At 31.2% G+C, this 21293-nt stretch carries 18 protein-coding genes and 1 other RNA gene; 9 read left to right on the plus strand and 10 right to left on the minus strand.

From position 1 onward, the window contains the following. Positions 1-2 precede the first annotated feature (2 nt). Genes rluF through BUB70_RS11295 form a run of 4 tightly spaced genes read right to left on the minus strand, consistent with a single transcriptional unit; the run spans position 3 to position 3698 of the window. Positions 3-731: a 23S rRNA pseudouridine(2604) synthase RluF gene (rluF, locus tag BUB70_RS11280; protein ID WP_073121614.1), complete on the minus strand. Its 729-nt coding sequence runs from the start codon at positions 729-731 to the stop codon at positions 3-5. Continuing rightward, positions 703-2280, minus strand: coding sequence for a hypothetical protein (locus BUB70_RS11285; protein ID WP_073121616.1), 1578 nt, complete (start codon positions 2278-2280; stop codon positions 703-705). The genes rluF and BUB70_RS11285 overlap by 29 nt, the downstream gene beginning before the upstream one ends. After that, a complete protein-coding gene (locus BUB70_RS11290) occupies positions 2280-3251 on the minus strand; it encodes a glycosyltransferase family 2 protein (RefSeq protein WP_073121618.1) in 972 nt (323 codons plus the stop codon). Before BUB70_RS11290 ends, BUB70_RS11285 begins: the two co-directional genes overlap by 1 nt. Then, complete coding sequence (locus BUB70_RS11295) at positions 3252-3698, minus strand: type I restriction enzyme HsdR N-terminal domain-containing protein (RefSeq protein ID WP_073121620.1); 447 nt, start codon at positions 3696-3698, stop codon at positions 3252-3254. 52 nt (positions 3699-3750) lie between these two features. Between BUB70_RS11295 and holA the strand changes: the two genes are divergently transcribed. The 7 genes from holA to BUB70_RS11330 all read left to right on the plus strand — a co-directional run bounded on the left by holA (position 3751) and on the right by BUB70_RS11330 (position 13965). Next, positions 3751-4752 (plus strand): DNA polymerase III subunit delta, encoded by a 1002-nt coding sequence (holA, locus tag BUB70_RS11300; protein ID WP_073121622.1) that lies wholly within the window; start codon positions 3751-3753, stop codon positions 4750-4752. 157 nt (positions 4753-4909) lie between these two features. Then, on the plus strand, positions 4910-5476 hold the full coding sequence (locus BUB70_RS11305; RefSeq protein WP_073121624.1) for a nucleotide exchange factor GrpE: 567 nt from the start codon (positions 4910-4912) through the stop codon (positions 5474-5476). Positions 5477-5558: 82 nt separating this feature from the next. Then, on the plus strand, positions 5559-6689 hold the full coding sequence (gene dnaJ / locus BUB70_RS11310; RefSeq protein WP_073121626.1) for a molecular chaperone DnaJ: 1131 nt from the start codon (positions 5559-5561) through the stop codon (positions 6687-6689). A gap of 187 nt (positions 6690-6876) precedes the next feature. Then, positions 6877-7206: RNase P RNA component class A (gene rnpB, locus BUB70_RS11315), an RNA gene on the plus strand. A gap of 242 nt (positions 7207-7448) precedes the next feature. Beyond that, positions 7449-10226, plus strand: coding sequence for a bifunctional aconitate hydratase 2/2-methylisocitrate dehydratase (locus tag BUB70_RS11320; RefSeq protein WP_073121628.1), 2778 nt, complete (start codon positions 7449-7451; stop codon positions 10224-10226). Positions 10227-10432: 206 nt separating this feature from the next. Beyond that, positions 10433-12703, plus strand: a complete 2271-nt coding sequence (locus tag BUB70_RS11325) for an aconitate hydratase (protein ID WP_073121630.1) — start codon at positions 10433-10435, stop codon at positions 12701-12703. Positions 12704-12930: 227 nt separating this feature from the next. Beyond that, positions 12931-13965, plus strand: a complete 1035-nt coding sequence (locus BUB70_RS11330) for an alkaline phosphatase family protein (RefSeq protein WP_073121632.1) — start codon at positions 12931-12933, stop codon at positions 13963-13965. A 132-nt stretch (positions 13966-14097) separates the two neighbouring features. Here the strand turns inward: BUB70_RS11330 and BUB70_RS11335 are convergent, their stop codons facing one another. From BUB70_RS11335 to BUB70_RS11355, 5 genes are all read right to left on the minus strand, one after another. Then, positions 14098-14874 (minus strand): ABC transporter ATP-binding protein, encoded by a 777-nt coding sequence (locus BUB70_RS11335; RefSeq protein WP_073121635.1) that lies wholly within the window; start codon positions 14872-14874, stop codon positions 14098-14100. After that, on the minus strand, positions 14871-15839 hold the full coding sequence (locus BUB70_RS11340; RefSeq protein ID WP_084730268.1) for an iron ABC transporter permease: 969 nt from the start codon (positions 15837-15839) through the stop codon (positions 14871-14873). Before BUB70_RS11340 ends, BUB70_RS11335 begins: the two co-directional genes overlap by 4 nt. Before the next feature lie 61 nt (positions 15840-15900). Further along, positions 15901-16473 carry a non-canonical purine NTP diphosphatase gene (locus BUB70_RS11345; RefSeq protein ID WP_073121640.1) on the minus strand — a complete coding sequence of 191 codons (573 nt, stop codon included), beginning with the start codon at positions 16471-16473 and terminating at the stop codon, positions 15901-15903. Between the two features lie 24 nt (positions 16474-16497). Beyond that, positions 16498-16971, minus strand: a complete 474-nt coding sequence (gene rlmH / locus BUB70_RS11350; RefSeq protein WP_073121642.1) for a 23S rRNA (pseudouridine(1915)-N(3))-methyltransferase RlmH — start codon at positions 16969-16971, stop codon at positions 16498-16500. A 54-nt stretch (positions 16972-17025) separates the two neighbouring features. Further along, complete coding sequence (locus tag BUB70_RS11355) at positions 17026-17394, minus strand: SnoaL-like domain-containing protein (RefSeq protein WP_073121645.1); 369 nt, start codon at positions 17392-17394, stop codon at positions 17026-17028. A 168-nt stretch (positions 17395-17562) separates the two neighbouring features. On the opposite strand from BUB70_RS11355, the gene nadC reads away from it, so the two are divergent. Together nadC and BUB70_RS11365 are read left to right on the plus strand one after the other, a co-directional pair. Beyond that, positions 17563-18423, plus strand: a complete 861-nt coding sequence (gene nadC, locus BUB70_RS11360; protein WP_073121647.1) for a carboxylating nicotinate-nucleotide diphosphorylase — start codon at positions 17563-17565, stop codon at positions 18421-18423. 19 nt (positions 18424-18442) lie between these two features. After that, positions 18443-19429, plus strand: coding sequence for a YihY/virulence factor BrkB family protein (locus tag BUB70_RS11365; protein WP_370456751.1), 987 nt, complete (start codon positions 18443-18445; stop codon positions 19427-19429). On the opposite strand, the gene BUB70_RS11370 is transcribed toward BUB70_RS11365, so the two are convergent. Continuing rightward, the gene (locus tag BUB70_RS11370) at positions 19420-20775 is read right to left on the minus strand and encodes a glycoside hydrolase family 1 protein (RefSeq protein ID WP_084730269.1); all 1356 of its coding nucleotides are present in this window, start codon (positions 20773-20775) and stop codon (positions 19420-19422) included. The two genes, BUB70_RS11365 and BUB70_RS11370, sit on opposite strands and share 10 nt — an antisense overlap. Positions 20776-21293: the final 518 nt, after the last annotated feature.

Here is a 21293-nt window from a genome sequence, read left to right on the forward strand (position 1 = left end):
CTTTATTCATAATGTTTATTAGAATCCGAAGTTAATTTGTTCAATTCTTTTAATTCAGCCTTGGTTAAATCTCTCCATTGTCCTACAGGAATGTCTAAAAAAATGTTCATAATTCTAATACGTTTTAGTTTTTTAACATCGTATTCTAAATATTCACACATTCTTCTAATTTGTCTGTTTAATCCTTGAGTTAAGGTAATTTTAAATTCGTAATCGTTTACTTTTTCAACCTTACATTTTTTAGTAACTGTTCCCAAAATAGGAATTCCGTTACTCATTTTGTTAATAAAATCTTGTGAAACAGGTTTGTTAACTCTTACCAAATATTCTTTTTGATGATTGTTTCGAGCTCTTAAAATTTTATTGACAATATCGCCATCACTAGTTAAAAAAATCAATCCTTCACTAGGTTTATCTAGACGACCAATTGGAAAAATTCTTTTAGGGTGTTTGATATAATCGATAATATTGTTTTTTTCTCTTTGTTGGTCTGTAGTACAAACAATTCCTACAGGTTTGTTAAAAGCAATATAAGTATGTGCTTCTTCTGGAGTAGAAACCAATTTTCCATCTACACGGACTTCATCTTCTGGAGCAATTTTTGTTCCCATTTCAGGAACCAGCCCATTAATAGTTACTCGTTGTTCTTCTATCAATTTATCAGCAGCCCTCCTAGAGCAATATCCAATTTCACTTAAATATTTATTGATTCTTTTTAATTCTTGTGTCATGGTTTTTTAATTGATATATGCTAAAATTATTGTTTTGGTAGAAAAGAGTTGTTTCGTTTTCAAAATTAGGATAAGATTTTAAGATATCATCTTTATATGAAAATTTTTGAGTAATAAGATAATCAAAATCCCATGTTAAAGCTCTTTTAATAACTTCATGACTTGTAACCATTACACAAAATCCTTTTCTCTTCATTCCTATAAAAGCTCCATTGGGACTGTAGGAGTCTAGTAAAAGTATTTTTTGGTCTGTATGAATTTGTAGACTATCCAAAATTTTATCGGCCCCTGTGAAATTATGAATGGTTTTTGTTAATGGACTATCTTCTCTAGTCCTGTATCCATAATCGGTAATTATTTGTAAAAAAATAATTGATATCGTTATAGTCACAAAAACAGCTGTTTTCTTTTTTGAAAAGTCAAAATTAAAATAATTACTACTTAAGGTGATGATAATAATTAGTAACGGAAAATAGGTGTCTAGTAGATAATAATCGTGAGCCGGGAATTGCTTTAACATTAATAAACTGTATAGAATAACGCCCCCACATAATATATATAAGACAATTAAATTGCTGTGAACAATTTTGTTTTTAATAGGTTTAAAGAATTTTGTGAATAATATTATAATGATTAAATAATGTATTGGTGTAAAATACCTCCAAGATTCATAGTAAATAGTTTCCCATAGGGAGGAATATACATCATTAATGTTTTTGGGAAACAAAGGATAATTTAAAAAATTAGATCCATAAAGACGTGATAAATAAAGTTTATTGTATAAAAAATAACCAGCTACAATTAAAATAATAAATCCAAGGCTTAATAATTTATTCCATTCAATTTTTTTGTCGGTAATACTTTTTAATAAATAACTAGCAAACAAGGCTAAAGCATATATAATAAATGGAAGTCTTGCCAAACCTGCAATTAGAATAAACGCTAAGCAATAAAACCAGTTTAGTTGTTTGTTAAATTTTAGATATTTTATATAATGATAAAAGGTAATAAAAATGAATGATAATGATGCAGCAGAGGGTAAAAATTGAAAGCTGTAAAAGTTATAAGTAGGAGATAAATAAACAAACAAAATCAATAAACTACTAATAAAATATGATTTGTTAATAAGTAATGAAGTTTTAAAAAGAAAGTATAACCCTATTAAACTTATCGATAAAATATACAATCTATAAATCCAAGGATTAGTGCTTTTTAAAGAGGTCATTAACAAAGACACTATATATTGGTGTATAGGAAAATCTATAGCAGTAATTCCTTTAGGTTCTTTTAGATTAGAGTCCCAAAAATCTTCATTATTTTTATAAGTGAATTTTTCTCCTTTGGTAGCTTTAAACTGTGGATTTAAACAGAAAGTTTCAGGATGGAAAAAATCAAAATTATTGTTTGTAAAACCAATGGCAATTGCATAATGATCAGCATTGGCCCAAGCATGTCTTTCTGTTACTTTATTGTTGATGTTTTTTAATTGAAAAAAAATAATCAGACCAAAAAAGAAAATAAGACCAATAATTTTTGATTTAGTATTCATTATTTTTTAATACTTAAAAAATGTGTAAAAACAATTGAATTTTTATTGTAGTATTTTTTAATTGGAGTTCCTTTTCTTTTGCCTAAAAATAAAGAAAGGTTTTTATAAAAAGAAAAATGAGCTTTAAGAATGCTAAACAAATGATCGAATTGTCCAAAAAATATAAATCTAATTCCTGCTACTCCATCTAAAACCATTCTAGTAAAAAGAATAGGAAATAATTTTTCTTTGGGTAAGTTTTTAACCAATGTAAACAGAGAGTTTCTAAAGTTTAAGTAAGTTTTAAATGGACTCTGTTTCTTTAAAGTTCCTCCACCAACATGGTATACGGTACTTTCTGCAATATAATTTACAGGTTTTTGTTGATTTTGTGCTCTCCAACACAAATCAATTTCTTCGTAGTGGGCAAAAAAATCACCATCTAAACCACCTAATTCTTTGTAGTCTTTTGCTTTGATAAACAAACAAGCTCCAGAGGCCCAAAAAATAGGAGCGGATTTGTATTGATTTTTATCTGCTTCAATGGTTTCAAAAACCCTTCCTCTACAATAAGCATATCCATATTTGTCTAAAAAACCACCGGCTGCCCCAGCATATTCAAAATAAGATCTAAATTTAAAATCTAAAATTTTAGGTTGAACAATACATGCGTTTTCATGATCCTTATAAAATTGAATAATAGGTTGTAACCAATTTGGAGTGACTTCCACATCAGAATTAATCAAAGCGTAAATATCTGCATCAATTTGTGATAATGCTAAATTGTAACCATTGGCAAAACCTTCATTAGTTGCATGTTGAATGATGTTGATTTCTGGAAAGAATTTTTCTACATAAGCAACCGAAGTATCCATAGAGGCATTGTCTACTAAGTAAATGTTTGCTTCGGGACTGTTTTTTACCAAAGTAGGTAAAAACTTTTCAAGCAAATCTCTTCCGTTCCAATTTAAAACAACTAATGCTATATTCATTTATATGGTGTAGTTAGGAATGTCTTTTAAAAACACATATTTTTTGTTTTCAAAATCCATTTGGCAAAAGTAATGTTCCAAACCATTTGTTACAACTAAATACTTAGCATTTAATTCAAGGTTGTATCTCGCAATCTGATCAAAAACTTCTTGGGTTATTTTAACAGAACTTGCTTTGCATTCTACAATAATTTCGGGAGTTCCTTTACTATTGTAAATTAATATATCTGTTCTTTTTTTAGTGTTGTTTAAAATTAATTCTTTTTCTAAAGCGGTTAAAGAACTGGGATAGTTTTTATGATGAACCAAATAATTTGCAAAATGTTGCCTCACCCATTCTTCGGGAGTAAGCATAATGTCTTTTTTTCTAAAAGGGTCAAAAATAAACAGCTTATTTTCTTTACTTTTGATTTTTAAATAAACATCAGGAAGATTTAGTTTTTGCATTTGCCAAAAATAAGCATTCTTTTTGAGCAATTCCTTACAATTTTAGTAGTCTATGGTAGAAGTAAAACAGTTGGTCGCTGATATCAATCAAGGAAATATAAAGCCCATTTATTTCTTAATGGGAGAAGAGGCTTATTACATAGACAAAATTTCTGAATACATAGAAGATAATATTTTAACTGAGGACGAAAAAGGATTTAACCAAACAGTAGTGTATGGTAGAGATGTTTCTATTGATGAAATTATAGGTCAAGCCAAGCAGTTTCCAATGATGGCAGAAAAAACAGTGGTTATTGTAAAAGAAGCTCAGGATTTATCTAGAACCATAGAGAATTTGGTTTCTTATGTAGAAAAACCATTAGAAAGTACTGTTCTAGTTATATGTTATAAATATAAAACCTTAGACAAACGTAAAAAGTTAATCAAAGCCATTAGTCAAAAAGGAGTGGTTTTTGAATCAAAAAAACTATACGACAATCAAGTTGGTGATTGGATTACCGGTGTTTTAAAAGGCAAAAAATATCATATTGAGCCCAAAGCTACACAAATGTTGGTAGAGTTTTTGGGAACTGATTTGAGTAAAATTAGCAATGAGCTAGACAAATTGATGCTGATTTTACCTAAAGAGACTATTATTACAGCCAAACATATTGAAGATAATATTGGAATCAGTAAAGATTATAATGTTTTTGAACTTAGAAAAGCTATCGGGAAAAAGGAAATTTTAAAATGTAATCAAATCATTAATTACTTTGCAGAAAATCCTAAAAGCAATCCATTAGTCATGACCATTTCGTTAATCAATAGTTATTTTACTCAATTATTAATGTATCACGGTTTAAAAGACAAATCAAAAGCAAGTGTGGCGAGAGCTTTAAGAGTAAATCCTTATTTTGTTGATGATTATGTGGTCGCTGCTAAAAATTATCCAATGAGAAAAGTTTCTCAAATTATTTCTTTTTTAAGAGAAGCAGATGTAAAAAGTAAAGGAGTAGGAGCAAACATGTCTGACAAAGATTTGTTAAAAGAATTATTGTTTAAAATTTTACATTAACAACAGTCTATCATTCTAAAATACATCCATTTATTTTATTTAAATAAAGTTGTACTTTTGCAGTGCTTTAAATAATGTCATTTTGGCATTTTAAAGTAATTGGCAAACCTTTTGCCATAGCAAGTAAACAAACATATTTATTGATAATTATATTACCATGAGTAAGAAAGAAGATATTCAACAAGAAGAAAAAGCGGTAGAAGAAAAAGTGACTGCAGAGCAAGTAGAAGAAACTGTTGAAGCTACCGATAATGAAGCAAAAGCAGAGGAAACAAAAAAAGAACCTACGGCAGAAGAATTAATTCAAGCAGAAAAAGATAAGTATTTACGTTTGTTTGCAGAGTTTGAAAATTACAAAAAACGTACCTCTAAAGAACGTATCGAATTATTTAAAACTGCTGGAAAAGACATCATTGTGTCATTATTACCTGTTGTTGATGATTTTGACAGAGGAATGATTGAAATCAATAAAAGCGGTGATGAAGAATTAGTGAAAGGAGTTGCTTTAATTCAAGACAAATTAGTCAAAACTTTAGAGCAAAAAGGGTTGACTTTGGTAGAAGTAAATCAAGGAGATGCTTTTGATGCTGATATTCAAGAAGCGATTACTCAAATTCCTGCTCCAACTGAAGAGTTGAAAGGAAAGGTAATTGATGTAATAGAAAAAGGATACAAATTAGGAGAGACCATCATCCGTTTTCCTAAAGTTGTGATTGGACAATAATTATAGTAAACACAGTGATAAGTTAGCAGTAGCTAGTAAAACTAACTGCAAACTGAAAACTAAGAACTGAAAACTTAAAAAGATGGCAAAACAGGATTTTTACGAAATATTAGGGATTTCAAAAGGAGCATCAGCTGCTGAAATTAAAAAGGCATACCGTAAAATGGCCGTAAAATATCACCCTGATAAAAATCCAGGGGATACAGAAGCTGAAGAAAAGTTTAAACAAGCTGCAGAAGCTTATGAAGTTTTAAGTGACGAAAATAAGCGAGCTAGGTACGATCAATATGGACACCAAGCATTTGAAGGTGGACATGGAGGCGGAGGCTTTGGCGGAGGTGGAATGAATATGGATGACATCTTTAGTCAATTCGGAGATATCTTTGGTGGTGGTTTCGGAGGTTTTGGCGGAGGTGGACACCGTGGAGGTGGACGTAGAGGTACTGTAAAAGGAACCAATATGCGTATCCGTGTAAAACTTACCTTGGAAGAAATTGCGAACGGAGTTGATAAAAAAATAAAAGTTCGTAGAAAAAAGAAAGCAAAAGGAGTTACGTACGCTACATGTTCTACTTGTAATGGTGCAGGTCAAGTAATGCAGGTTACCAATACTATATTAGGTAGAATGCAAACAGCTGCAACTTGTAATACTTGTGGTGGAGCAGGAGAGGTTATGAAAAATAAAGTTGCTGGTGCTGATGCTCAAGGTTTAGCTGTTGAAGAAGAAACAGTAAGTATCAATATTCCAGCAGGAGTTACAGATGGTGTACAGTTAAAAGTTGCAGGTAAAGGAAACGAAGCTCCTGGAAACAACTCTGTTCCAGGTGATTTGTTAGTGGTTATAGAAGAAATTCCTCATGATACTTTAACAAGAGAAGGAGTTAACTTACATTTTGATTTATACATAAGTTATCCAGAAGCTGTTTTAGGAGCTAGTAAAGAAATACAAACAGTATCGGGTAAAGTAAAAATTAAGGTTGATGCTGGAACGCAGTCAGGAAAAATTTTAAGATTAAAAGGTAAAGGATTACCTAGTATTGAAAGATACGGAACAGGAGATTTAATGGTACACGTTAATATTTGGACTCCTCAAGAATTAAACAAAGATCAGAAGAAGTTTTTCGAAGCTAATTTAGGAGATGAAAATTTTAATCCTGCTCCAACAAAAGGAGATAAATCCTTTTTTGAGAAAGTAAAAGATATGTTCTCTTAACAAATGATATGTTAAATGTTTTATGTAAAAAAAAAGATAAAAAAAAGACAAATATTTTTTTGTAGAATATAAAAACAATGTATATTTGTCCCGTTGTGTTATTTATAACACACTTTTTCTTTTTCATAGCAATTTTTCCCACCTAGTTTACTAGGTGGGTTTTCTTTTTAAAAGCATAGATCATTGAATAGTAGGTTGTCTTATCGCCGCGTATTAATACGAGGAGGAAAGTCCGAGCACCATAGAACAGCATAGCGGATAACATCCGTCGCTCTAACTAGTTTAGAGTAGGACAAGTGCAACAGAAAGCAAGTACAGTTCGGCTGTAGTGAAACCAGGTAAACTCTATGTGGTACAATGCCATGTATATTGGAGACCTTTTAGTAGGTAAGAGTTGTTCGCTCAATTCCAAGGGGTAGGCAGATTGAAATTGTTGGCAACAGCAATTCTAGATAAATGATAAGAAACTTGAACTTAGTTTAAGTTACAGAACTCGGCTTATAAACCTACTTTTAATGATGTATATTATAAATTGTCTTTTCTTCTTTATCAAGAAACATCAAATGTTTTAGGTTAATAGACTCCTTATTACTTCTTGTTTGTAAGATATGTTATGTAGTAAAATGTATAAAAAACAGAGAATTTGTTAAAAATCGTGAATTTGATTAAAACAGAGGGTTTTCAGTTTTTATTATGGGGCTCTTATTTTGTATATTGCCCAACCAAAAAATGAACAATTAAATAACTATAATAGATCGTATGAATATTTATAACGATTACATCAAGGAGATTGAAGAACGCAAAGGTCAAGGACTTCATCCAAAGCCAATTGATGATGCTGAATTACTTAGTAAAATCATTGAGCAAATTAAAGATTTAAATAATGAGAACAGAGAAGACTCTTTAAACTTTTTTATTTATAATGTAGTGCCTGGTACGACTAGTGCTGCTGGTGTAAAAGCTAAATTTTTAAAAGAGATCATTTTAGGGGAAGCAGAAGTAAAAGAAATTACACCTGCTTTTGCTTTTGAATTGCTATCTCACATGAAAGGTGGACCTTCTATTGAAGTGTTGTTAGATTTAGCATTAGGTAATGATGAAGCTATTGCAAAAGATGCGGCAAAAGTACTTAAGACTCAAGTATATCTTTATGATGCTGATACAGATCGTTTAGCTGATGCATATAAGAATGGGAACGAAATAGCTAAAGAACTTTTAGAAAGTTATGCAAAGGCTGAATTCTTTACACAATTACCTGATGTAGAAGAAGAAATTGAAATTGTAACTTTTATTGCTGGTGTTGGTGATATTTCTACAGATTTATTATCTCCAGGAGCGGATGCTCACTCTCGTTCAGATCGCGAATTACACGGTCAGTGTATTTTTGAGCATAATAAAGAAATGCAAAAAGAACTTTCTGCTTTAAAAGAACAACACCCAGATAAGCGTGTGATGTTAGTAGCAGAAAAAGGAACTATGGGAGTTGGATCTTCTAGAATGTCAGGAGTAAACAACGTAGCATTGTGGACAGGTATTCAAGCAAGTCCTTACGTACCATTTATTAACATTGCTCCGGTTATTGCTGGAACAAATGGTATTTCTCCAATTTTCTTAACAACTGTTGGTGTAACAGGAGGTATTGGAATTGATCTTAAAAATTGGGTAAAGAAAACAGATGCAGAAGGAAATACAATTTTAGATGCTGATGGAGAACCAGTTTTAGAAGAAAAATACTCAGTAGCTACAGGTACTGTTTTAACAATCAATACAAAAGAGAAAAAATTATACAAAGATGGTGAGGCTGTAATGGATATTTCAGCTGCTTTAACTCCACAAAAAGTTGAGTTTATTAGAGCCGGTGGTTCTTACGCTATCGTATTTGGTAAAAAAATTCAAACATTTGCTGCTAAAACATTAGGAATCGAAATTCCTACTGTTTATGCTCCATCTAAAGAAATTTCTGTAGAAGGGCAAGGATTAACAGCAGTAGAAAAAATATTCAATAAAAACGCAGTAGGAAATACTCCAGGAAAAACTTTACATGCTGGTTCTGATGTTCGTGTAGAAGTAAACATTGTAGGTTCTCAAGATACTACAGGTTTAATGACTTCTCAGGAATTAGAATCTATGGCTGCTACTATTATTTCTCCTATTGTTGATGGAGCTTATCAATCAGGATGTCATACCGCTTCTGTTTGGGATGACAAGTCTAAAGCTAACATTCCTAGATTAATGAAATTTATGAATGATTTTGGTTTGATTACTGCTCGTGACCCTAAAGGTCAATATCCAGCAATGACAGACGTTATTCATAAAGTATTAAATGATATTACTGTAGGAGATTGGGATATTATTATTGGTGGAGATTCTCACACACGTATGTCTAAAGGAGTTGCTTTTGGTGCAGATTCTGGAACAGTTGCTTTAGCTTTAGCTACAGGAGAGGCTACCATGCCAATTCCTCAGTCTGTAAAAGTTACCTTTAAAGGAGCTATGAAATCTTTTATGGATTTCCGTGATGTGGTTCATGCTACTCAACAACAAATGTTGAAGAAATTTGGAGGAGAGAATGTATTCCAAGGTAGAATTATTGAAGTTCACTTAGGAACATTAACAGCTGATCAAGCCTTTACATTTACTGACTGGACAGCAGAGATGAAAGCAAAAGCTTCTATCTGTATTTCAGAAGATGATACTTTAATCGAATCTTTAGAGATTGCAAGAGGTAGAATTCAAATCATGATTGATAAAGGAATGGATAATCACTTAAATGTTTTAGCAGGATTGGTTGCAAAAGCAGATAAGAGAATTGCAGAAATTAAATCTGGCGAAAAACCAGCGTTAAGACCTGATGCAAATGCTAAATATTATGCTGAGGTTGAGATTGATTTAGATGAGGTTGCAGAACCAATGATTGCAGATCCAGACGTAAATAATGAAGATGTATCTAAGCGTTATACACACGATACTATTAGACCATTGTCTTTCTATGGAGGAACTAAAAAAGTAGACTTAGGGTTTATTGGTTCTTGTATGGTTCACAAGGGAGATATGAAAATATTAGCTCAAATGTTAAAGAACATTGAAGCACAACAAGGTAAAGTAGAGTTTAAGGCACCGTTAGTTGTAGCACCTCCTACATATAATATTGTTGATGAATTAAAAGCCGAAGGTGATTGGGATGTGTTAACTAAATACTCAGGTTTTGAGTTTGATGATAATGCACCAAAAGCAGCAGCCCGTACCAAATATGAAAACATATTGTACTTAGAGCGTCCAGGTTGTAATTTATGTATGGGTAACCAAGAAAAAGCAGAACCAGGAGATACTGTAATGGCTACTTCTACTCGTTTGTTCCAAGGAAGAGTTGTAAAAGATTCTGGTGAGAAAAAAGGAGAATCTTTATTATCATCTACTCCAGTAGTTGTTCTTTCTACAGTTTTAGGTAGAACTCCTACCATGGCAGAATATGAAGCAGCTGTTGAAGGAATTGTGTTAACTAAGTTCACGCCCTCTTTAAAGCAATTGATTAAGTAAGTATTACTTAATAATTTAAATATTAAAAAACCTAAATCGTCTGATTTAGGTTTTTTTTGTTTTTAATTTTAATCTTTTTAGTAAAAAAAACAATACTATATCAAATGAGTTCATAATGATCGTAAATGCGTTTTTTATATAATATTAGTTTTTGTAATTTGGAGTTATCCAAAAAAACAACAATTATTAACATTTAAAACAAGAATATGGCATTTGATATTGAAATGATTAAACAGGTATATGCTCGTATGACCGAACGAGTTGATGCTGCAAAAAAAATAGTAGGGAAACCATTAACATTGGCTGAGAAAATTTTGTATAATCACCTTTGGGATGGAAATGCAACCAAAGCATTTGAAAGAGGGGTAGATTATGTCGATTTTGCACCAGACAGAATCGCATGTCAAGATGCAACTGCTCAAATGGCATTACTACAATTTATGCAAGCAGGTAAAGATAAAGTTGCTGTACCAACAACAGTACATTGTGATCACTTAATTCAAGCAAAAGAAGGTGCTGTAAAAGATTTACAATTTGCAAACAAAACAAGTGCTGAGGTGTTTGATTTTTTATCTTCTGTATCTAATAAATATGGTATCGGGTTTTGGAAACCTGGAGCTGGGATTATTCATCAAGTAGTATTAGAAAATTACGCATTCCCTGGAGGAATGATGATTGGTACCGATTCTCACACTGTAAATGCTGGTGGATTAGGAATGGTTGCTATTGGAGTTGGTGGAGCTGATGCAGTAGATGTGATGGCGGGTATGCCTTGGGAATTAAAATTTCCAAAATTAATTGGTGTAAAATTAACTGGTAAATTGTCTGGATGGACAGCATCTAAAGATATTATTTTAAAGGTAGCAGGGATTTTAACTGTTAAAGGAGGAACGGGTGCTATTGTAGAATATTTTGGAGAGGGAGCTAAGAATCTTTCTGCAACAGGAAAAGGAACGATTTGTAATATGGGAGCTGAAATTGGAGCAACTACTTCAACTTTTGGATATGATGAATCTATGGATCGTTATTTACGTGCTACAGATAGAGCTGATGTTGCAGATGCAGCAAATGAAGTGGCTTCCTATTTAACTGGAGATGATGAGGTGTATGCAAATCCTGAAAAATATTTTGATCAAGTAATTGAAATCAACTTAGATGAATTAAAACCACATATAAATGGACCATTTTCACCAGATTTAGCCTCTGAAGCGGGTGCGGATTTAAGAGCAAAAGCTGAAGCTGAAGGGTGGCCATTAGATATTGAGTGGGGATTAATAGGTTCTTGTACCAATTCTTCTTACGAAGATTTATCAAGAGCAGCTTCTATAGCACAGCAAGCACTTGATAAAGGAATTAAGGTAAAAGCTGAGTTTGGAATCAATCCAGGTTCAGAGCAAGTACGTTATACAGCAGATAGAGATGGATTGTTAGGAACATTTGAAAAATTAGGAGCTACTATTTTCACCAATGCTTGTGGGCCATGTATTGGTCAATGGGCTCGTTATTCAGATCCTAAGAATGCACCTAAAAATTCTATTGTTCACTCGTTTAACAGAAACTTTGCCAAGCGTGCCGATGGAAATCCAAATACACATGCTTTTGTAACTTCTCCTGAATTGGTGGCAGCGATTGCGATTTCGGGTCGTTTAGATTTTGATCCAACAAAGGATACATTATTGAATGATAAAGGTGAGGAAGTAATGTTTGACGAACCAACAGGAAATGAATTACCAACAAAAGGTTTTGCTGTTGAAGATGCAGGATTTCAGGCTCCTGTAAAAGACGGGTCTGGTATTGAAGTTGTAGTTTCTCCAGATTCAGATAGGCTACAATTATTAGAACCTTTTGAACCTCTAGGTTCGGAAATTAAAGATGCAAAATTATTAATTAAAGCATATGGGAAATGTACTACAGACCATATTTCTATGGCTGGACCATGGTTGCGTTTCCGTGGGCATTTAGATAATATTTCTAACAATTGTTTAATCGGTGCTGTTAATGCGTTTAACCAAAAAACTGATATGGTTAAAAATCAATTAACGGGTGAGTATGGACCTGTTCCAGGAACAGCAAGAGCATATAAAGCTGCTGGAATTCCATCAATAGTGGTTGGTGATCATAATTATGGAGAAGGATCTTCTAGAGAACATGCAGCTATGGAGCCACGTCACTTAGGAGTGGCTGCTGTAATTGTAAAGTCTTTTGCTCGTATTCATGAGACAAACCTTAAAAAGCAAGGAATGTTAGGGTTGACTTTTGCTAATGAAGATGATTATGAATTAATTCAAGAAGATGATACTTTCACTTTTACTGATTTAGCTGATTTTGCCCCAAATAAACCATTAACATTAGAAATTACGCATGCTGATGGATCTAAAGATGAAATCAAGTTGAATCATACTTATAATGCAAGTCAGATTGCATGGTATAGAGAAGGTTCAGCATTGAATTTAATTAAAAAAGAAAATGCTGCTTAATTTATAAGTAACATATATAAAATAAAAGTCCTTAAGAGAAATCTTAAGGACTTTTATTTTGGTTTAATTTTTTAGAATATAAACTGATTGTTATTATTATCGTAACGAATGTTATCAATGATTTTTAAATAAAATGAATGAAAGATTTAATATTAAGAAAATATGATTTTACGATTGTAATAAAATACTTTGTTTAATTATGTAATATATTAATAATTAATTTTAAGATGAAAAAACAAATAATAACAATATTCCTTTTGACAGGATTTTGGTTTGCAAACGCACAAGAGCCGACGACCAAAGTTATTTTAATTACATTAGATGGACTTCGTTGGGAAGAAATGTTTAAAGGTGCTGATTCATTGCTAATAGCTAATGAAGATTATGTAGAAAACACAAAACATTTGAAAGAGAAATTCTGGAGAACAACATCTGAAGAACGAAGACAGGCTTTAATGCCTTTTGTTTGGAGTTTTGTGAATGAAAACGGACAAATACATGGAAATCGTGAATTAGGTAGCAAGGTTACGCTTAGCAATCAAATGCATTTTTCTTATCCAGGATATAATGAGATTTTAACAGGTAATTCGGATGATATAAATATTCATAGTAATGACAAAATTTACAATCCGAATGTTACTGTGTTAGAAAAAGTAAACAATAAAAAGCATTATAAAGGTAAAGTAGCTGCTTTTGGAAGCTGGGATTTATTTCCATATATTATTAATGATAAAAGAAGTGGTGTTCCTGTAAATGGAGGGTTTAGAAAAGCCAATGGGAATAATTTAACAGATCGTGAGGTATTTTTAAACGAGTTACAAGATCAAATTCCAGGTCCATGGGATAATGTTCGTTTAGATGCATTTACACATCATTTTGCTTTAGAAAATTTTAAGAAAAATCATCCTTTGCTTACTTATATATCCTACGGAGAAACTGACGATTTTGCTCACGATGGTAAATATGATTATTATTTAACTTCTGCGAATAGATCGGATGCATTTATTAAACAGTTATGGGAATTTACACAGAAAGATCCTTTTTATAAAGACCAAACAGTTTTTATAATTACAACTGACCACGGAAGGGGACATGAGCCACTTGATACTTGGAGATCTCATGGAAGTGATATTGAAGGATCGGAACAAACATGGATGTTAATGTTTGGAAAAGGAATTAAAGTTTTAGGAGAAGTAAGTCAAAAAGAAGATTTATCTCCAACACTTATATCTCCGATGATAGAAGATTATTTTAGTAAATAAAAAAAGTTTTATTATTTATGAAGCCAAAGCATATCCTGACTTTGGCTTTTTTATTGGTTGTAAAGAGGTGGATTAAAATCTTGAAAAGTTATTGAAAACTAACGTCTTGTGATTTTTAGTTTAACAGAGTGATTAAAATATAAACTGATTGCTGGTACTATCATAACGAATGTCATCAGAATTAAAAATAGTCATCAAATTTTCTTGAATAATGTTGTCTGTTGATTTTCCGATCTTAAATTTTTCTTGATCAATTAATAATAATCTATCAGAAGTTTTTAAAGCTAGGTTAATTTCATGCGTAGAGATTAAAACAGTTTTTTGAGTCTCTTTGCAAATTTTGGCTAAAATTTTAAAAATATTTATTTTATGGTGGATGTCTAAATGAGATGTTGGTTCATCAAGCAATATAATTGGCGTATCTTGTGTTAAAGCTCTTGCAATCATCACACGTTGTAATTGTCCATCACTTAATTGATGAATTAATTTGTTTGCTAAATTATTGGTGTCGGTTAATAGCATTGCGTTTTGAATGATATTGATGTCTTTATCAAACAATTTTCCTAACCAATTGGTGTAAGGTTGTCTTCCTAAGGCAATGGTTTCATATACTGTTAAAGAATTTTCAGGAATGCTTTCGGTTAAGACCACAGCAATAAATTTTGCTAATTCTTTTGGAGATAAATTCTCTATATTCTCTTCATTAATTTCAATACTTCCCTGAATTGGGGTAAGCATTTTTGCCATCGTTTTTAACAAAGTAGATTTTCCTGAACCATTTCTACCAAGTAAACATAGCAATTCTCCTTTGTAAAGTTCAAAATTAATTTGTTTACAAATGCTCACTGATTTTTTAGAAATGGTGTAACCAATGTTTAAGTTGTTTGTTTTGAGAATTACGTTTTTCATGAACCTAATTTTTTAGATTTAGAAACCAGTAACCAAATGACAACAGGAGCTCCAAAAATGGAGGTAATTGCGTTAATTGGTAAAGTTTTAGCACCTATAGAAATATGAGTTAAACTATCACAAATTAACATGACAATAGCTCCAATAATTCCAACAGCAGGCAATAATACTTTGTGATTGGAGGTATGGAATATCAATTTGGTAATATGCGGAATGGCCAATCCTATAAAAGCAATAGGCCCAACAAAAGCAGTAATGCTTCCTGTTAGTAAACTAGTGATAATAAAAACTATACTTTGTGTTTTTTTAATAGATATTCCTAAACTGGTTGCATAATTTTCTCCCAACAAAAGTGCATCTAAAGGTTTAATAATGAATAACAATCCAATAGCACTTACAGCAATAATACTGATTAGTAAATATAATTCAGACCATTGTAAATTGCTTAAACTTCCAAAACTCCAAAAAATATATTGTTGTAATTCTGTAGCAGAGCTAAAATAAGATAGTACGCTAATAATGGCAGAAGTAAAGCTACCAAACATCAATCCTATAATAAGGATAGACATAGTGTTTCTTATATTTCTGGCAGTAATCATGACAATACTTAAAACTAAGAAAGAACCTAAACTAGCCGCCAAAGGAATTGAAAAATTGTATAAATAAGGAAGAGATCCAAAAAAACTACCTCCCATAATTAAAAGTGCAACTCCTAAACTTGCTCCAGAACTAATTCCTAAAACAAATGGACCTGCTAATGGATTTCTAAAAAAAGTTTGCATCATTAATCCACTAATTCCGAGTCCGATTCCTACCAAAATACTGGTAATAGTTTTGGGTAATCTGTATTCGGTAATAATATAATGATAGTTTTCAGATGCGTTTGGTTGTGTACTAATCACTTTCCATATTTCTTTAAAAGGAATGTGAATACTACCAGTGTAAATATTAAAAATAGCAATCATTACCAAAGAGATGAGCAATGCTATAAAAATTGGATAATATTTTTTTGAAGGTTGATACACTTTATAAATTTTGTAAAAATTGTATCAGTTTCTGTACTGCCAATCCTCTGTGACTTATTTTTCCTTTTTCATCCAAGTTCATTTCAGCAAAAGAAAGATCATATCCGTTAGGCTTAAAAATAGGATCGTATCCAAAACCTTCATCACCTTGTCTTTTTTCTAAAATTATTCCATTGCAAACTCCGTTAAACAAATATTGTTCATTGTTAATATTTAGACAAATAATGGTTTTAAAATAAGCCTTTCTATTTGTAATTCCATCAAGATTTTTTAATAACAAATCCATATTGTTTTCAGCATTTCCATGTTCCCCAGCATATCTTGCAGAATACACTCCTGGTTCTCCATTTAAGGCATCTACCAATAAACCTGTATCATCGGCAAAACAAGCATAACCATATTTTTCTGTTACATGGTTGGCTTTTATTTGGGCATTACCTTCTAAAGTATCAGCAGTTTCTGGAATTTCTTCTGTGCAACCAATATCGGTTAAAGATAAAAGTTCAACGTTAGGAAGCAGGGCAGCAACTTCTTTTAGTTTGTTTTTGTTGTGAGTGGCAAAAACTATTTTCATAGAGATGTTTTTTGTTTTTTAAAATTATTCGTGATGATAGGGTTCGTTTTTTAAAATAGTAAACCCACGGTAAAGTTGTTCCACCATAAATAAACGAATCATTTGATGAGAAAAGGTCATTTTGGATAAAGAAATTTTTCCTTGTGCTTTGGCATAAACTTCCTCAGAAAAACCATAAGGTCCACCAATAACTAATACCAATTGTTTAATACCAGAATTCATTTTTTTTTGTAAAAAATCGGCAAAGTTTACAGATCTAAATTCTTTTCCTTTTTCATCTAACAAAATTAAATGATCTGTAGGTTGTAACTTTTTTAAAATAAGTTCTCCTTCTTTTTCTTTTTGTTGTGCTTCAGAAAGATTTTTAACATTCTTAATATCAGGAATAATATCCAATTCAAACTTAATGTAGTGTTTTAATCGATTCTGATAATTATCAATAAGTTGAATTAAGTTTTTATCATCGGTTTTCCCAATGGCTAAAAGAACAATTTTCATGATTTTCCTTTTCTTTAAAAGGCAAAGGTACTAAGAACTGATGATATGTGGCTTTTATACCAAAGAAGGTGAGTAAAAAAATTCCTCTTTCACTATTTTTTCATCTTTTACATGATAAATACAGATTTCCTCTAATTGCAAACGACCTAAACCTCTTAAAGTAACATCAACACTAATTTTTATGCAAAAGTGATTTCCTGCAACCAAAGGATCAGAAATTTCTGAATGATGAATTTCATGTGCTAGTTCAAAAAAAATGGCAGTTTTTCTTTGTACTTTACAAATTCCTTTGGTTCTTTTATGTCTGTTTGTATGCGATTCAATACTTTCAATATTGTCATCGTATAGCTCTACTTGAGCCAATGCGTTTTGCCCTCTTCTACAAAGACTTACCAAACGGTCTGCAATTTCTTGTGTGGTCATAGCTAATGGTAACTTTTTTCATAATAAATTTAATACCATTATTCTGTTGATTAGCTGATAGATGTTTTATTTACGCCTGTTTTTTCGCATGTTGTATTCATGTATTAATAATTAGTAATGACAGAAAATTAATTACAGAAGTTTATCTTTGTTTTAAAATTACATTAAATGATAAGTCAAGCACAGTTTGATAAAGAAATTAAGATGATTATTGCCAATGCTATTAGAGAAGATGTAGGTGACGGAGATCATTCTTCATTGGCATGTATTCCCTCAACTGCGGTTGGAAAAGCAAAGTTGTTAGTAAAAGATACAGGTATAATTGCTGGAGTAGATTTTGCTTTAGAGGTTTTTAAGTATGTTGATGAATCTTTAGAAGTAGAAGTTCTTATTAAGGATGGTGAAAAAGTAAAGCACAATGATATTGTTTTGTATGTATCTGGTAGTTCTTTATCTATTTTAAAAGCAGAAAGATTGGTGTTAAATGCCATGCAAAGGATGAGTGCCATAGCAACCAAAACAGCTTATTATGTTGATTTGTTAAAAGGTACTGGTACTAAAATTTTGGATACTAGAAAAACCACTCCAGGTATTCGTGCTATTGAAAAATGGGCTGTTAAAATAGGAGGAGGAGAAAATCATAGATTTGCTTTGTATGATATGATTATGTTAAAAGATAATCATATTGATTTTGCGGGTGGAGTTGCTCAAGCCATTCAACAAACCAAAGATTATTTAAAAGCAAATAATAAAGATTTAAAAATTATTGTTGAGGCACGTAATTTGAAAGAGATTGAAGAAATTATTCAGTTTGATGGAATTCATAGAGTTTTAATTGATAATTTTAATTACGAGGATACTAAAAAAGCAGTAGCTTTAATTGGAGATAAAGCAGGAACAGAATCTTCGGGAGGGATTAATGAAGAAACTTTAAGAAAGTATGCAGAATGTGGAGTTCAGTATATTTCATCAGGAGCTTTAACACACTCAGTATATAACTTAGATTTAAGTTTAAAAGCGATAGATTAATTGCTTAAAAAAAGAAATTTTGGAAATTAAAGAAATTCAAAAAGACGACTCTGTAGAAGAAGTATTAAAAGAAGTACCGGTAATGAATTGGTTTGTTCGTACTGGTAAAAAAATTCCTGTTCCTGGTTTGGAAGGAATGACTTTGTATGATTTGCTTGAAATGTATTTTATAGGTATTGTTAAAGGTGCTTTAACATCAAGAGCAGGAGGAATCTCTTTTAGTTTTTTTATGGCTTTGTTTCCTTTTATGCTTTTTATGTTAACCTTAATTCCTTTTATTCCGATTGATGGTTTTCAGGAAAACTTTATGATGTTGATATCAGAATTGTTACCGCCAAAAACATTCGATGCAGTTGATACTGTTTTGGCAGATATTGCCAATAATAAATATGGAGGATTACTTTCTTTTGGTTTTTTAGTTTCTATTTTTTTAATGACCAATGGTGTGAATGCTATTTTTGCTGCTTTTGAATATTCGGTACATGTTAGAAAAATAAGAAATGTTGTAAGACAGTATTTAATATCCTTAGGGACTTCTTTAACCATGTCTTTTATGTTGATATTAACGGTGGCGGTTACTATCTTTTTTGAATTTGGGTTAGATTTCATTCATAATAAAGGATGGTTGCCTGATAGTTTAATGTGGATGAGTAATATTCGCTATTTATTATTCATGTTTTTAATTTTCTGTACAGTTTCCATGTTGTATTATTTTGGTACTTCAGAAGGAAAACAAACAAATTTTTTCTCGGCAGGTTCCGTATTAACAACAGTATTATCTTTATTAACCTTTTATGGTTTTGGAATTTACGTAGTTAAGTTTTCTAAATATAATGAGTTGTACGGATCTATTGGAACTCTTTTAGTATTAATGCTTTTTATATGGTTAAATTCGATGATTCTTTTATTAGGGTTTGAATTAAATGCTAGTATTACCAGATTAAGAAATGAACACAAGTTAAAAGGAATAGATGAAAAAGAGATGATGGGAGATTATCACGATTGATTTTGTTTCTTACTCAAAAATTTTTGAATCCATAACCCAGATTTTTTGATAGTTCTTTTTTGAGTAACAAAATCTGTATAGTATAAACCAAATCTCGGTTTTATTCCTTCTGCCCATTCAAAATTATCAACCAAAGTCCATATAAAGTAACCTTTTACTTTTATGTTTTTTTCAAGTGCTTTTAAAGTGTAGTAAAAAGTTTTCTTAAAGTAATTAATACGCTTTTTGTCTTTTACTTTTCCATTTTCTAAAACATCATCAAAACAAACACCCGATTCTGTAATGTAAATATTTTTAATATTACTATAAGAGTTAAATTTCTCTAACATTTTTAAAATTCCTTTAGGATAAATTTCCATTCCCATATTGTTTGTTTTAACATTTCTTTTCTTAGCGGGAACTTCGGTAGCAAAAAGAATAGGAGGGAGTAAGCTAAATTTAGCTACAATTTTAAAGTAATATTGAATCCCAATAAAATCAAAATCAAACTTCATCATGTCTTCATCTCCGGGTTTGTAATATTTTTCAATCTGTTTCAAACCAGGAATAGTATCAATAGGATATCCTAAACCTAAAGCAGGTTCTATAAAAAATCGATTTAAAAGAGCGTCAATACGTTCTGCAGCTTTTTTGTTTTTAACCAGTCTATTAATGGGTTTTACATAAGAGCAAGAAAAAGTAGTTCCTATAAAAGCATCTTTCACATTTTCTCTGATAATTCTTCCTCCTAAAGCCTGACATAAAGTTGTATGATGTGCTGCCGATAAAAAGTTTTTCATACCTTTTTTACCAGGAGCATGCATATTCATAAAATATCCTAAACCAACATAACTCATAGGTTCGTTTAATACAATCCAGTTTTTAACTTTCTCTCCGTATTCTTTGGAGCAGAAATCAACGTAATTTTCAAACCAATTTAAAATCTCTCTATTCGTCCATCCTCCTTGGTCTTCTAAATATTGTGGTAAATCCCAATGATAGAGGGTAATCCAAGGTTTTATATCTAGTTCAATACAAGTGTCAATTACATCATGGTAAAAATCAACTCCTTTTTGATTGATCTCTCCAGTCCCTTTAGGGAATATTCTAGACCATGATATTGAGAATCTAAAAGAATCTAAATTTAATTCTTTTACTCTTTTAATATCTTCTTTATAGTAATGATAAAAATTTGTAGCAACGTTACCATTTCCTTTTTTAAAGTTTGGTTTGTTTGTAAAACTATCCCAAATAGACTTTCCTTTTCCATAAGTATTCCATTTCCCTTCATTTTGATAAGCTGATATAGTTACTCCCCAGTTGAAATCATCAGGGAACAAGCTTTCTTTTACTTTCGGATATGTCATAATTTCTCTTTCATACTATATGATAAGTCTCTTTTACAATCTACGATGATACATTATATATATGTCTTATATGTGTTGTTGATAATATGTTTTTGTTAAGTAATCCAGATTGATTAATGTATTTATATAGTAAATGTGATTTCCATACTTGGATTTTGAAAATATTTTGTTAACTTCACAATCCCTAATAATCATATTATCAACTAGATATGCTTAAAGTGTAAAAAAAGTCAAAAAATAGTTAAAGATATATTAGGAAATAAAGTTAAAAGGTGCGTATCTTTGCACCCGCAACGGCGAGCAGGTAACAGCTTAAAGGAGCGAAAAAGTTCAGATACATTAGGGGTTTTATTGGTAATTAAGTTTACTGTTTAAGGCGAAAAAAGATTTAAAAAATATTTTAAATTTTATTTGTTTTAAGAAAAATAAAGTTCTTATATTTGCATCCGCTTAGCGAAGCAGCTAGGTTGTTAACTCATAACTGAGTTAGTGAAAACAAGACACGCGATGCGTGAAGT

Source organism: Wenyingzhuangia marina (assembly GCF_900130035.1).
Classification (GTDB): Bacteria; Bacteroidota; Bacteroidia; order Flavobacteriales; family Flavobacteriaceae; genus Wenyingzhuangia; species Wenyingzhuangia marina.

Bases quoted from the DNA above. Each gene is read 5' to 3' on its own strand.
- rluF (WP_073121614.1), bottom strand. From the start codon at position 731: ATGACACAAGAATTAAAAAGAATCAATAAATATTTAAGTGAAATTGGA.
- BUB70_RS11285 (WP_073121616.1), bottom strand. From the start codon at position 2,280: ATGAATACTAAATCAAAAATTATTGGTCTTATTTTCTTTTTTGGTCTG.
- BUB70_RS11290 (WP_073121618.1), bottom strand. From the start codon at position 3,251: ATGAATATAGCATTAGTTGTTTTAAATTGGAACGGAAGAGATTTGCTT.
- BUB70_RS11295 (WP_073121620.1), bottom strand. From the start codon at position 3,698: ATGCAAAAACTAAATCTTCCTGATGTTTATTTAAAAATCAAAAGTAAA.
- holA (WP_073121622.1), top strand. From the start codon at position 3,751: ATGGTAGAAGTAAAACAGTTGGTCGCTGATATCAATCAAGGAAATATA.
- BUB70_RS11305 (WP_073121624.1), top strand. From the start codon at position 4,910: ATGAGTAAGAAAGAAGATATTCAACAAGAAGAAAAAGCGGTAGAAGAA.
- dnaJ (WP_073121626.1), top strand. From the start codon at position 5,559: ATGGCAAAACAGGATTTTTACGAAATATTAGGGATTTCAAAAGGAGCA.
- BUB70_RS11320 (WP_073121628.1), top strand. From the start codon at position 7,449: ATGAATATTTATAACGATTACATCAAGGAGATTGAAGAACGCAAAGGT.
- BUB70_RS11325 (WP_073121630.1), top strand. From the start codon at position 10,433: ATGGCATTTGATATTGAAATGATTAAACAGGTATATGCTCGTATGACC.
- BUB70_RS11330 (WP_073121632.1), top strand. From the start codon at position 12,931: ATGAAAAAACAAATAATAACAATATTCCTTTTGACAGGATTTTGGTTT.
- BUB70_RS11335 (WP_073121635.1), bottom strand. From the start codon at position 14,874: ATGAAAAACGTAATTCTCAAAACAAACAACTTAAACATTGGTTACACC.
- BUB70_RS11340 (WP_084730268.1), bottom strand. From the start codon at position 15,839: ATGATTGCTATTTTTAATATTTACACTGGTAGTATTCACATTCCTTTT.
- BUB70_RS11345 (WP_073121640.1), bottom strand. From the start codon at position 16,473: ATGAAAATAGTTTTTGCCACTCACAACAAAAACAAACTAAAAGAAGTT.
- rlmH (WP_073121642.1), bottom strand. From the start codon at position 16,971: ATGAAAATTGTTCTTTTAGCCATTGGGAAAACCGATGATAAAAACTTA.
- BUB70_RS11355 (WP_073121645.1), bottom strand. From the start codon at position 17,394: ATGACCACACAAGAAATTGCAGACCGTTTGGTAAGTCTTTGTAGAAGA.
- nadC (WP_073121647.1), top strand. From the start codon at position 17,563: ATGATAAGTCAAGCACAGTTTGATAAAGAAATTAAGATGATTATTGCC.
- BUB70_RS11370 (WP_084730269.1), bottom strand. From the start codon at position 20,775: ATGACATATCCGAAAGTAAAAGAAAGCTTGTTCCCTGATGATTTCAAC.